The organism is Vibrio galatheae, from assembly GCF_000967545.1.
GTDB classification, from domain to species: Bacteria; Pseudomonadota; Gammaproteobacteria; order Enterobacterales; family Vibrionaceae; genus Vibrio; species Vibrio galatheae.
Genome location: NZ_JXXV01000011.1, coordinates 18,311 through 31,415, shown reverse-complemented (window position 1 = coordinate 31,415; position 13,105 = coordinate 18,311). Strand labels below are relative to the sequence as shown.

14 protein-coding genes are annotated in these 13,105 nt (G+C 48.0%); 2 read left to right on the top strand and 12 right to left on the bottom strand.

The window, feature by feature from the left end; genetic code table 11:
- Positions 1-30: 30 nt before the first annotated feature.
- Genes TW81_RS04690 through gspC form a run of 12 tightly spaced genes read right to left on the bottom strand, consistent with a single transcriptional unit; the run spans position 31 to position 11,218 of the window.
- Positions 31-795: a type II secretion system protein N gene (locus tag TW81_RS04690; RefSeq protein ID WP_045954572.1), complete on the bottom strand. Its 765-nt coding sequence runs from the start codon at positions 793-795 to the stop codon at positions 31-33.
- Between the two features lie 4 nt (positions 796-799).
- Positions 800-1,291 carry a type II secretion system protein M gene (locus tag TW81_RS04685; protein ID WP_045954571.1) on the bottom strand — a complete coding sequence of 164 codons (492 nt, stop codon included), beginning with the start codon at positions 1,289-1,291 and terminating at the stop codon, positions 800-802.
- A 10-nt stretch (positions 1,292-1,301) separates the two neighbouring features.
- Entirely contained in the window at positions 1,302-2,516 is a 1,215-nt protein-coding gene (gene gspL / locus TW81_RS04680; RefSeq protein WP_045954570.1) for a type II secretion system protein GspL, read from the bottom strand.
- Positions 2,482-3,495, bottom strand: a complete 1,014-nt coding sequence (gspK, locus tag TW81_RS04675) for a type II secretion system minor pseudopilin GspK (protein WP_045954569.1) — start codon at positions 3,493-3,495, stop codon at positions 2,482-2,484. Before gspK ends, gspL begins: the two co-directional genes overlap by 35 nt.
- The gene (gene gspJ, locus TW81_RS04670; RefSeq protein ID WP_045954568.1) at positions 3,488-4,138 is read right to left on the bottom strand and encodes a type II secretion system minor pseudopilin GspJ; all 651 of its coding nucleotides are present in this window, start codon (positions 4,136-4,138) and stop codon (positions 3,488-3,490) included. The genes gspK and gspJ overlap by 8 nt, the downstream gene beginning before the upstream one ends.
- On the bottom strand, positions 4,125-4,481 hold the full coding sequence (gspI, locus tag TW81_RS04665) for a type II secretion system minor pseudopilin GspI (protein ID WP_045954567.1): 357 nt from the start codon (positions 4,479-4,481) through the stop codon (positions 4,125-4,127). Before gspI ends, gspJ begins: the two co-directional genes overlap by 14 nt.
- Positions 4,468-5,055: a prepilin-type N-terminal cleavage/methylation domain-containing protein gene (locus TW81_RS04660; RefSeq protein WP_045954566.1), complete on the bottom strand. Its 588-nt coding sequence runs from the start codon at positions 5,053-5,055 to the stop codon at positions 4,468-4,470. Before TW81_RS04660 ends, gspI begins: the two co-directional genes overlap by 14 nt.
- Before the next feature lie 22 nt (positions 5,056-5,077).
- Complete coding sequence (gspG, locus tag TW81_RS04655) at positions 5,078-5,521, bottom strand: type II secretion system major pseudopilin GspG (protein WP_045954565.1); 444 nt, start codon at positions 5,519-5,521, stop codon at positions 5,078-5,080.
- 41 nt (positions 5,522-5,562) lie between these two features.
- Positions 5,563-6,786 (bottom strand): type II secretion system inner membrane protein GspF, encoded by a 1,224-nt coding sequence (gene gspF, locus TW81_RS04650; RefSeq protein ID WP_045954564.1) that lies wholly within the window; start codon positions 6,784-6,786, stop codon positions 5,563-5,565.
- Positions 6,786-8,276: a type II secretion system ATPase GspE gene (gspE, locus tag TW81_RS04645; RefSeq protein WP_045954563.1), complete on the bottom strand. Its 1,491-nt coding sequence runs from the start codon at positions 8,274-8,276 to the stop codon at positions 6,786-6,788. The genes gspF and gspE overlap by 1 nt, the downstream gene beginning before the upstream one ends.
- Positions 8,276-10,303 (bottom strand): type II secretion system secretin GspD, encoded by a 2,028-nt coding sequence (gene gspD / locus TW81_RS04640; protein WP_045954562.1) that lies wholly within the window; start codon positions 10,301-10,303, stop codon positions 8,276-8,278. Before gspD ends, gspE begins: the two co-directional genes overlap by 1 nt.
- A gap of 39 nt (positions 10,304-10,342) precedes the next feature.
- Positions 10,343-11,218: a type II secretion system protein GspC gene (gene gspC / locus TW81_RS04635; RefSeq protein WP_045954726.1), complete on the bottom strand. Its 876-nt coding sequence runs from the start codon at positions 11,216-11,218 to the stop codon at positions 10,343-10,345.
- A gap of 278 nt (positions 11,219-11,496) precedes the next feature.
- On the opposite strand from gspC, the gene hslR reads away from it, so the two are divergent.
- Both hslR and hslO read left to right on the top strand, forming a co-directional pair.
- Positions 11,497-11,883, top strand: a complete 387-nt coding sequence (hslR, locus tag TW81_RS04630; protein WP_045954561.1) for a ribosome-associated heat shock protein Hsp15 — start codon at positions 11,497-11,499, stop codon at positions 11,881-11,883.
- 29 nt (positions 11,884-11,912) lie between these two features.
- Positions 11,913-12,788, top strand: coding sequence for an Hsp33 family molecular chaperone HslO (gene hslO / locus TW81_RS04625; protein ID WP_045954560.1), 876 nt, complete (start codon positions 11,913-11,915; stop codon positions 12,786-12,788).
- Positions 12,789-13,105: the final 317 nt, after the last annotated feature.

Below are 13,105 nucleotides of genomic sequence, written 5' to 3'. Positions count from 1 at the left end.
GCTGCCCTTTTTACCTCTGTTAACAGGCGCTCACAGCCGCCCTTGATAGCGAAACTGAAACTTACCTTCGCTGTCAGCCGGTGTTGGTAACCATTTTAACTGTTGTTCAAAAGCCGTCGGGAATTCAGCTTGCGGCTTAAACCATGCACTCGCGCTATAACTGTTATCTGGGTTGAGTTTGGCAACAAAACCGCTAGAGACTTGAGCGCTGTTTTGCTCACCTTCTACATCGAGCACGCTTTGCTGGCAGCTAAGATTCGCAATAACAGGGCCAACTTCTAAATCAGCGAGCGGCGTGGTGACGGTTTGGGTGTTCCACACCACACTGCCTAGCGCGCTTTGACAATATGGCGCTGCGTATGTATAGGAGCGCAGGTTCAATTCAACCTGCCCCGTCAAATCGAGAGGTATTGGCAATGGCGGCGCTAACGCAACCACTTTTTCAGCAGGCAAAGACGCAATCAGGTTTTCTGCGTACAAGCCAGATAACGAATAACCAACAAGGCCACGCCCCTGCAGTGACAAATCACTGCCACGGCCAAAGCGCACGTGTGCTTCAACGGAACCAGTGAAAAGCTTGCCGATATTCATCTTCCAGCTCAATGCGCCGTAATTTTGCCTTTGCCAGCTAATTTGCTGCGCAGAGCCCTGCCACAGAGTGCCTTCAATACCCGTCACGGTAAGCAGCTGAGGCAGTGGGAGCAGTTGAACAACAAACTGGGCCGGTAACGTCACCATGGCACTGGTCACAAATACACCGCAAAGAAACAGCCCCGATAACAGTGTTTTCTTCACCTAATTACCCTCTGCTCAATTGAAGTCGATTCACTTTAACCACACCTGCTTGATCGTCCTTGTCGATATCAAGAAACACCACATGAATGCCATGCGACTCTTGTAAGAAGGCAATCCAATTCATCAGTTGGTTGAAAGGCAATGGCGAGACCCATACCTGGAACTCTTCTCCACGCGGCTGAACGCGTATCAACTCAATTTTAAAGCGCCCTACACTGGAAGAAATCGCTTGGTTGAGTGGCATATTCGACACACTACGTCCGCCTTGCCCCTGATACTGACTGATTTCATCCGCTTTGCTCTGCACCCAAGATAGCAATTGCTTTTCACTTTGAATGCGCATTTTGGCGTTGTCCGCTCGCTCAGAGATTGGCGCGACAATCCCCCAATAGATGCCGCCAAGCACAACCAACAAGGTGCATGCCAGCACCAACCAGCGTTCTCGCTGGGAGATACTCAACCACCAAGTTTGTAAGGTATTGATTAATTTATTCACCGCGAGCGCCTCACAAAGGTTTTAGAACGAATGAGCCATTGACTAAGCTGCCAGAGCGATTCAACTGGCCCTGTTCAACGGCGAAACTTGCCCCCAACAACTGAGCCGCTTTTTCAAAGGTTTGAAAGTCTTGGCTCTGGGCCTGTAGGCGCACTTCGTTGCGTCCACTGTCATACTTAAAGCTGGTTAAACTCAAGCCCGGTACTTGGTTAAGTAATGGCGGCAACTTGACCATCACCCTGAGCATTTCACTTTGCTCACCACCGCCAGATAAACGCATCTGCTCACGTTCCATTTCACGTTTCAAATAACTGACCGTAGGAATTTTGCTTTTTCCAGGTAGCGATTGACGGAAGATGCGCTCACTCTCAGCGCGGTAGGCTGCAGCCTGAGCTTCATAGTTCTGAATTTTAAGGATATTGTCCGCAACCACCACGGCGAGCAGAAACACGGCGGCAATCGCGACTTTCTGCCAAATCTTCCAATAGCGACTCAGTGAAGATTTAGGCTTAAATTGCCCAGTCAACAAGTTAATCTTGCTGGTTACCGCTTGCTCAGCCAGTAGCTGCATCACCAGTTTCGGCTCAGCATGGGTCCATTCTTGTTGCTCATCGAGAGGTAATGAAGGGGGTAATGGAGAGTACGCCGTTAAAGGTAATAAGGTATCATCTTGCTTAACCCAGTCAGATTGCGCCACCAGCGCTAGCCAGTCATTGGTGACCGACATTCCGCTATAGGTTGATTTCTTGATCAGCCACTGCTGACCCAGCTCTACCGCCGACAGCCCCTCGTGATCAGGCAAGGCTAATACGTCAGGCATGACTTTTTGTATTTGGCAGCCAATGTCCTTGAGCGCCATCAGAAGTTGTTCCAACCATTGCGAATCAACCGCACACACCTGAGCACGCCCTTGCGCCTTATTCAAGATGGTAAAGTGCAATTGATCGACATCCTGCGCCAAATCGTCTTCAAGTACATATGGCAACATAGATTCAAGTTGTCGGCTCGCTCCAGCGGGAATCTCGACATCCGCCAGCACTAAGCTTTCCGCTGACAACAGGACGATAGTACGACGCCCTTCAGCATAAGTGGCAACCTCAGGCAAGGCTTGCAGGCTTTCCAGCTCGCCACTTGCAATCACTTCCTGTTGCAGTTCCGACCAAACTAACCACTGGATAGCTTGGCTGGAATTATTGCTCAGTCGAACGATCAGAAACTCGTTCACCGATACCTCCGAAGCGACGGCTAATCACCATCGCGGTTTGTTTATCATTACTAAATAGCAAGCTGCGGACTCTGACTCGCGACTCGGCGACGAGAAGTTCGACATCCAACTCAAAATAGACGCTCGTGACAGCCAAATAGCCTTTGCCTTTTTCACGCACTTCACCGACAACGTTGGCAAACTCACTTTCATTCAAAAAGTCATCAACACTCGCCCAACCATCGAACGGACGTCCTTCGAGAATCTGCCGCGCTTGATCTTCGCTCAAGGTCGGTTGGAACAGTGCCGCCAACAACGCGGCATGCTGTGGGTCTAGGGTGTTAATGTTTAACCTGTAATCTGAATTAGGTATCGCGCAGACGTAAGGGAGCACTTTCTCCATCACTTCACCAGAAACCTGATTAACTGTACGTAGTTCAGAACTATCTGCCAGTAAGCTGTTCGCGGCCATATACGCGGGCGACATAGATTCATAAAAGCTGTCTTCAACACCGACCGTTGAGTTAACTGATGTATCACTGTCGAGATATTCCCACAGTGACTGGGCGATGATTTCAGCCTGATAGCTATCAACCTCTATCAGCTCAAGCAAGCGCTGAAAAGACTCGACCAAAAAGGGGGATTGATCCGAGCCAGCAGCTACAGCTTCACCCGCCAACGCATTCAGATTGAAACACGCTTGCTGGTCCGTCAGTCGCCCTCGCATCGTGCCATAATCAAGTGGATAGGTTTGCTCTTCCAGTGCCCAAGGCTGTGAAAGGTTGATGGTATCTGAGTCTTTAAAGCTCTGCTCTATACCGACCTTAGCCAAGGCTTCAGCGCCAACGCTATACCAGTAAGCCTGCTGATAGTTTATCTGGTTGGTAGCACGCTGAAATTGACTGAACAAGCGATCAGCCATGCTCGCCGCAATACTCACCATTACAGCGAGCAGCAGTAAGATAATGATCAGGGCAACGCCGCGCTGCTTGCTAACCATCGGTATTCTGCTCCCCAGACACTTCTAACGTACCGCCCGATGTTAGGTAGATACGCTCTATTTTGCCGTAGTCGCTCAGCTCCAAACTCAGTGCAACCGCTTGTGGCAATGCGAGATTCGTTTCCCAATTTTGCTGCCACTCTGAGCCATCATAGAAGCGCATATCGAATGACTCCACATCATCGAGCAGCGGCATGCTAATACCTTCTTGCCCCGCAGGCGTGTCAACGTAGCGCCACCATATTCTTTGCAGCTGTTTATCTTTAATTCGATAGCCAACTTTGCTCACTTCACCGCGTGGAAACTGCTGCGAAGGGTTACGCCAGCCAGCCCGCGTAAACAAGACACCTTTGGCATCTGAGTCCAACAAGTAATCCTGCCATTGAAGCAACAACGGGGATGGATCTTCGCCATTGGTACGCGACTGACGCAAAGCCATCTGGCGAAAATCGTTATCCAAAAACACCAAGGCTCTCTGCAATGACTTTAGCCGCTCGCTACGCTCGATGGATATTTCATTGCTACGCTGGACTTGATTGAGCACCTGATAAGCGCCAACACTCAAGCTAGCAAAGATGGCAATCGCCACTAAGACTTCGATTAAGGTAAAACCTTGCGCCCGAACGCGTTTACTTGGCGACATAACTTCTTACCGTCACCACTGGCGAACCTTTCTCGCTGGCTGCAACTTTGACATCAAACGCCTGCAACAAATCGCCTGTGGTGGATACTGGTTCAACACTCCAATACCATTCTCGATCTGCCAGTGTCTCGGTACCCTTTTTCTTACTTGGTTTATTACCAGACAAAATGACTTGGGCGAGTTGATTATCAGCGACCATAGCAGCAAAGGTTTTCTCTTCGAGGAAGTTAAGCGTATTAATATGCTGGCTAACCGAACGCATAGTGGCAATGGCCGCAGTAGCAAAGATAGCCAAAGCAACCAACACTTCAAGCAGTGTAAAACCTTGCTTATTCTTGCTCATCACTTTCCCCAGGCGCTAACACGATTAGCTGGCCATTTTCTTTTGCCACTATGCGCCACGCATCATTTTGTGCGCTGCGATTTTGCGGGTAAATGGCAATAGAAAATGGCGTCACTTCGCCACTCGACATAATAAATATTTGTGGCGCTGGCAGCGTATTTTCTTGCTCCTCAAATTCGGCAAACATCTCCTCGTCAAACAAACTTCCTGGCTCAAATAAGCGCTCTTTATCCCCCCAAACATCGCCGCCGAGTTGCAACGCAATGGCTAAGTTATCGTCAAGTTTGGTCGAGTACGGAATGCTATGTTTATCTAGCTTATACCAGCCTTCGGACATCAACTGGCGAAACTCATAATTGGATTTTTTCTCATTAATTTGCAGACCAAAATCCTTGCCACTAAGCATCGCTTCTTCGTTGAGGAGTTGAATACGATGAAATAGCGCTTGAGCTTGTTTTTTTGCGCCATCTTCTGCACTAACGGGTAAAGGCGAAATCACCGCTACCGATGCCAATGACATAAGCACCAGTACCAGTAATATTTCGAGCAACGTAAATCCAGCAAGACGGCGCATACGGTTTCGAAGTCACGGCTAATTATTGGAAGTCTTGTAGGTTCCAGTTACCAATATCGGCATTGGCCCCTTCACCGCCTTCTTGCCCATCAGCACCTAAGGTAAAGATATCAACATTGCCATTATCACCCGGGCTTAGGTATTGATATTCATTACCCCAAGGGTCCGTAGGAAGACGACGAATATATCCGTCTTGAGGGTAATTTCGCGGTTCTGGACTGCTAGGCTTGGTCACTAACGCTTCAAGGCCTTGATCCGTCGTTGGGTAAACACTGTTATCCAACTTGTACATATCGAGTGCGTTCTCAAGCGCAACAATATCAGTAATCGCTTTTTGCTGATCCGCCTTCTCTTTGTTACCGAGTAGGTTAGGCACCACAAAGCTGGCCAAAATCCCTAAGATCACCACTACCACCATAACTTCGAGTAAGGTGAAGCCAGATTGTTTTGTCATTTTTTTGTTCATGTTTATCTCCACAAAAAACAGCTTAGCGATGCTTAACGCTGTTATGAACTCATTAAGTTATTCATTTCTAAAATTGGCATTAGAGTGGCCATCACAATAAACAGCACCAACCCAGCCATTAAGGCGATCAAGGCAGGGGTGAAGATCCCTAATGCAATATTCACTGTCGATTCAAAATTCGCATCTTGGTTGTCGGCTGCGCGCGTCAGCATGCTTTCTAACTCACCACTCTGCTCACCACTGGCGATCATATGCAGCATCATAGGAGGAAAAAGTTTGGTTTGTTCTAGAGCCCGACGCAGACTTGCCCCTTCGCGAACATTGTCTGTCGCAATTAAGACCTGTTGTTTGACAAAATGGTTCGACATGACATCCACAGCGACGCGCATGCCCTCCAAAATTGGAATCGCACTCGAAGTACAAATAGAGAGTGTGCGAGCAAAACGGGAGGTGTTAAGTCCGCGGGCGATCTTGCCAATCAGTGGCAAGGCAATCACTTTGCGATCCCACTTCAAACGTATCGCTGGCTTACTTAAGGCAAATTTAAACAGGTAACCTAACAGGCATACTGCGATCAATAGGTAGATGCCCCAATGCTGAATGAAGTCACTCGACGCCAATAAAAACTGGGTAGATTGAGGCAGCTCTTGACCCATTTGAACAAATTGGCCGACGATTTTCGGTACGACAGCAGCGAGTAAGAACGCCACAATACCGATGGCAAACACCACCAGCACAACGGGATAAATCAAGGCTTGCTGTAATTTGGAGCGCAGCTTCTGGCGGTTTTCGGCATAGTCGGCAAGACGCTCTAACACAGAATCCAAATGACCAGATTTTTCGCCCGCTGAAACCATAGAACGAAACAGCTCATCGAAGATGTGAGGAAAGTCGGCCAAACTGTCGGCTAAGGTGTACCCTTCGGTCACTTTGGCGCGCACCGCAAGCAGCATGGTGCGAATTCGAGGTTTTTCTGACTGCTCTGACACCGCCTTTAAACACTCTTCAAGCGGCATGCCCGATTGGACTAAGGTTGCGAGCTGACGCGTAATCAGCGCCAGATCCGGCGTGCTAATACCGCGTTTAAACTGAAACGTTGCTTGATTGGCATTCTTCTTCGCCTTTTGGCGCGCCTCACTCAACTCGACGGGAATTAAACCCTGCTCTTTAAGCCGTGCGCGCACCTGCCGTGCGGTATCTCCTTCGATCACGCCCTTCTTGGTTTTGCCTTTAGCATCCAGCGCTTTGTATTCAAATGCAGCCATTAGCTTTCCTTGGTAACACGCAGTACTTCTTCAAGCGAGGTCACACCCTGACGCACTTTGTTAAGTCCATCCTGACGAATGCTTGGGGTGTATTGACGAATATGTTTCTCTATCGCCTGCTCACCCGCTTCACTATGAATTAAGGTTTGCACCTCATCATCGATCACGAGCAGTTCATGAATACCTGTACGCCCACAATACCCCTTCGAGTTACAGGCTTCGCACCCTTCTGCTCGATAGAGTGTCAACTCATCATTGCTCTCAAGTTCAAACAATTTTTTGGTTTCGTTGTCCGCCTGATAAGGTACTTTGCAATCAGAGCATAAGGTTCGGACAAGTCGCTGTGCTAACACGCCTAGCAGTGACGAAGAAATCAGAAAGGGTTCAATTCCCATATCGCGCAAACGCGTGATCGCGCCAACGGCGGTATTGGTGTGTAATGTCGACATCACCAAGTGGCCAGTCAACGAGGCTTGAACCGCAATTTGCGCGGTTTCCAAGTCGCGGATCTCCCCGACCATCACCACATCTGGGTCTTGGCGGAGAATGGCGCGCAAGCCTCGGGCAAACGTCATGTCCACTTTAGGATTGACCTGGGTTTGACCTATACCATCAATATCAAATTCAATCGGATCTTCGACGGTAAGAATATTGCGCTCGTTACTATTAATCTCTGTCAGTCCGGCGTAAAGCGTGGTCGACTTACCAGAACCTGTAGGGCCGGTGACCAAGATAATGCCGTGTGGGCGCGAGATCATTTGCTGGAAACCATCGTGATTGGTCGGCGTCATACCCAGACTGTGTAAATCGAGTCGCGTGGCGTTCTTGTCGAGCAAACGCATCACCACACGTTCTCCATGAGAAGACGGCATAGTGGAAACACGCACATCGACCGCGCGGCCACCAATTCGCAATGAAATACGACCATCTTGCGGTACTCGTTTTTCAGCGATATCCAGTTTAGCCATTACCTTGACCCGAGAAACCAATAGCGGCGCTAACTTACGACTTGGCGAGAGGACATCACGCAACACCCCATCAACACGAAAACGGATCGATAAGCTTTTCTCAAAGGTTTCGATATGGATATCCGACGCCCCTTCCTTGATCGCTTCACCTAACATCGCGTTAATAAGCTTGATGATCGGTGCGTCGTCTTCCGATTCGAGTAAATCTTCATCCTGCGGCAGATCTTCAGCTAGCGAGAAAAAATCATCATTGTCTGCGCCAATATCTTCCATCAGCTGACGCGCTTCGGAAGAATCTCTCTGATAAGCCTCGGTTAGCTTGCCATCAAACGCTTCTTTGCTCAGCGCTTGCAAAGTAAACGCTTGCCCGCAAACTCGCTTTACTTCGACCAGCGCTTGAACTGAGATCGGCTCAACATAGTAAAGAGTCAGACCAGTGTCCGTCGTTTCAAGTACGAGCTTAAAACGATTCGCAAAGCTAAACGGCAAGCGCTTAAAACTTGGTGAAAACTCGACATCCATTACTGCGCACTCATCTGGTCAAGAAATGCCTGAATCTCCGCCGGGTGACCTATCTCTTCACCGTATAGTGGCAGCACTGGAATATTACCGTCATCCATCAACTTAAGGCCTTGATCGGCTTTATAGAGCTGCTCGGCACGGATGAAGTTGTACTTACGCTGGGTAATGCCATCGGCGGTCACCCCATCGCGAATGATGGTTGGTTTGATAAATACCATCAGGTTCTTTTTCTCGACCTGAGTACTGGTCGACTTGAACAGGTGGCCCAGGTAGGGAATATCACCCAATAACGGTACTTTCGATTCACTCTCTAACGCACGCTCATCAATCAAGCCGCCCAAGACAATCATCTGACCATCTTCAACCATGACTGACGTATTGAGTTGACGCTTGGCAAAACGTACGTCCACCGCACCATTGGCCCCCAGCACGTTAGACACCTCTTGCTCAATGTTAAGCTGGACTGAGTTGCCTTCATTAATTTGCGGCACAACTTTAAGTTTGATACCCACTTCTTTGCGATCAACGGTTTGGAAAGGATTGTCGTTATTTGAACCCGCCGCCGAGCCAGTAATGACAGGTACCTCTTCACCAACAATGAATGACGCCTCGCCGTTGTCCATCACAGTAATGCTCGGTGACGAGAGAATATTAGAGTTGGAATCGGTTGAAACTGCACTAATCAGCGCTGTCCAATCGCCCATCACGAAGCTCAATGCGGCGCCGTTTACACCACCAAGTGCAGAGGCAAGCGTCGAGTAATCGCCTTTTTCAGTGGTGGTTTCGTTGCGCAGAAAGTTTCCATCACTGTCATAAACCGCGGTCGTTGACGTGGTGTCTTTCGCTTCTTCCAAACCAACCATCACCTGCCCAATTGGCGCACCTGTATTGCCGTATTGAATCACAGCACCACTCTCTAACGAGCCCCACTGCACACCGAGATTGATACCATCGCCTTCCGCCATCTCGACAATTAATGCCTCGATCAATACCTGAGCACGGCGTATATCGAGTTGAGCAATAACATCTTGCAGCGCGGCCATAATGTCGGCCGGCGCCGTCAGTACTAGCGCGTTGGTATCAGGGTGAGCCGCAATCATCACTTCGCCGCGTTGTGCACTGCTCGATTGATTAGCGCCAGAAGACTTTTCTGCTTGAAGGTTATCGGACACGCCTTTAAGAACATCAACTAAGTTTTCGGCCTTAGCATACTTGAGATAAACGACGCGATTATTGCCTTTAGAGGCCATTTCCACATCCAACTGCTTAATCAATTTGCGCAGCCTGTGACGCACTTGCGGGTCACCAGAGATAAGAATTGAGTTAGTGCGATCGTCAGCGACTAGCTTAGGCTGAAGAAACTCAGGGGTGTTTTTCGCATCTGTGGTTTTATTGAGCGCTTCAACAATACGCACCATTTCAGCAGCCGAGGCATTTTCTAACTCAACCACTTCGATTTCTTTGTCGCCCGCTTGGTCTACCCGCTTGATGATATCGGCAAGACGATTAACCACGGCAGCACGGCCTGTGATCAAAATAATGTTAGCGGGGTCATAATGAACGACGTTACCGGAGCCAGCGTTGTCGTTAAGCTGGCGTAGCAAAGGAGACAACTCTCTTACCGAGACATTGCGCACCGCGACAACGCGAGTAACAACTTCGTCACCGTTAATCGTGCCATCACCCACCACTGGTACGGCTGAGGTTTTGGCATCTTTATCCTTAATAACCTTTAATATACCGTTGTCCATTTCAACCACAGCAAAACCGTAAACTTCCAATACGTTAAGGAAAAAGCTGTAGTACTGCTCTTCGGTCAACATGTCGTAACTACGCACGTCAACTTTGCCTCGAACCGAAGGATCAACAATAATGGTCTTTTCTAGATTGCGACCAACAATATTAATGAACTCTTGAATGTCGGTGCCTTTAAAGCTGGCACTATAGTCATTTGCCGCCACCGTAAAGGGTGACATTAATAAGCTTCCTGCTAAAAGCCATGCGCTTTTTTTAAGCCAATGGTTCACTTTGTACTCCTCGGATAGACTGACGCCCGCGCGACAACCTTATAATTCTATGTATATTTCATGTGGTTGACCGTTGCGCTCTACGGTTAGATTTAGCTCGGTCAACTGGGGTAAATTTCGCAATATTTCCCCCATCGCTTCGGTATCTTTAAGATCCAATCCATTGATTGAGATGGCGATATCACCGGATTCGAGGCCAACAGAATCAAACAACGCCCGGTCTTTGCCCGGAGAGAGACGATAACCTACCACCTCTTCGTCTTGTTTAACCTGCGACATGCGCACATATTGGAAGATCTGCTTAGCGTCTTGGCGAATTTCTTCGCGAATTTGATCCAATGACTCGAGTGAGGCTTGGCTCCCGACTTCTTCTTTAACTGCTGCCACGGCTACAGAAGAAGGCTGACTGTACTTCAACCCTTCCAACATCACCGTTTCGTTACGGCCTGAGTTTTCAATGATGACACGATCGGACTGCACCTGTATCAATTTGGCACGAGTGCCTTCTATCACCTCATTGATCCCGTAGGTTGCTTGTTTACCTCGGTTGGCGATCACAGCTAGGCTTTTATTAGCATCAGAACTGGTGACCACACCGACCAAAACAACACTTAAACGACTTTTAGGCGCGTCTTGAACTTTCGGTCGCTCAACCACAGGGGCATTAGCCTGATACTGGCCGAATAAGTGACTATTTTGTAGTTGAGAAATATCAACTTGCGAGCCGTTAGACGCGCCAGGTTTCTTCACACCACTTGGTTGCCACTGCACGACAGCAGGGCTAGTCCAAGGCTGCCAAATCATAGAGCCAGTAATCCACGCACTCCAGGCGAGTAGAACTATCATCACTGCATAGCTGACACGCTGCTGGACACTCGCGTCTTTGAGTGCTTCGCCAAATTTATATAGTGTCACTGCCCTGTTTTGCTTCACTCGCTGTCCCTATCTCGCTCGCTTGATGGCTTGTTACATCCACCATCATCATGTTCTGAACCTCTAACAACCTAAGTTACTGTTTGATTATCAAAGGTATAACGCTTCATTGTATCAACCAAGCTAAACACTAAACTACTCCCCGTGGCTTTATCGGTGCATAATTTTTATGATCTCGCTTGAAAAATGTCACATTCGTCACCATTGTTACAGCATCTCGATGGAATACACATCCACCACCTTAGAGGGCAATATTGACAATGGGTTCCCAAACCGAAGCAGTAAGACTCGACAAATGGCTATGGGCAGCACGATTTTATAAAACTCGCTCTATCGCTCGTAACATGGTCGATGGCGGTAAAGTTCATTATAATGGTCAGCGCAGTAAGCCAAGTAAGGCAGTCGAACTCGGTGCGGTGATTACTCTAAGGCAGGGGAATGAAGAAAAAACCGTGGTTATTGAGAAAATCTCTGACCAACGCCGTGGCGCTCCTGAAGCGCAAATGCTCTATTCTGAAACCGAAGAAAGCGTAACTAAACGTGAAGAAAATGCGCAACGTCGCAAGCTTCATGCACACAACCCAAGCCCTGAACGCCGCCCAGACAAAAAGCAGCGCCGCGATATCATTAAATTTAAACACCAATAAGCTCTACCAGATTTACGAGGAATCGCCACATGGCAAGCAATGTTTTAAACCGCTACTTATTTGAAGACCTTTCTGTTCGTGGCGAGTTGGTACAATTGGATGACGCTTACCAACGTATTATTTCTAGCAAGGAATACCCAGTCCCGCTACAGAAGCTGCTTGGTGAGCTATTGGTTTCAACCACACTTTTGACTGCGACGTTAAAATTCGAAGGCTCTATCACAATGCAACTGCAAGGTGACGGCCCTGTATCGCTCGCGGTGATCAACGGTGATCACGACCAAAAAATTCGTGGTGTAGCTCGTTGGGAAGGCGATATTGCTGATGATGCCTCTATCCATGACATGATGGGTAAAGGTCACCTAGTCATTACTATCGATCCTAAGAAAGGCGAACGTTACCAAGGTATTGTTGGCCTTGATGGCGACAACTTGTCGGAAATTTTAGAAAGTTACTTTGCCAACTCAGAGCAGCTTAAAACTCGCATTTGGTTACGTACTGGTGAACACCAAGGTAAACAACGCGCTGCAGGTATGCTGATTCAGGTAATGCCTGATGGTACTGGCACACCAGAAGACTTTGAGCATCTTGAGCAATTAACAGACACAGTGAAGAATGATGAGCTGTTTAGTCTTGAAGCCAATGAGTTGTTGTATCGTCTTTATAACCAAGAGAAAGTTCGTTTGTTTGAACCACAAATGGTCGAGTTCTTCTGTGGATGTTCGCGTGAGCGCAGTGGTGCCGCAATCGTGACCATTGATCGTGCGGAAATCAATGACATTTTGGCCGAGATTGGTTCAATTTCTTTACATTGTGATTACTGCGGTACGAACTATTCATTTGACGAAGCTCAGGTTTCTGAGCTGTTCGATCAGACAGATACCAGCAATAAAACACTGCATTAATTTTTACGGCATAGCAAGCCTGTAATTTACCCTTCAAAGGCCAGCTCAAGCTGGCTTTTTTTGTGATCCCCCCCCCGCTACACCTTACCTGAGCCGTAATAAATTAACTTGTTAATTTTAGTCAATTAATAATCCTTTTGCTCTAGCGCAATGCTTTGCGCACACGATAAACTAACTACGCCAGTATGTGATGCGTCGCTTAAAACCCCAGTGAAAATACGGATATTTTTTGAGCTATATCCCTGTTTTCTCTTAGGCCCATTGCTAGCATGGTGAGCAGATAACAATTAAAAAATTATTACAAAATCCCTACAAAT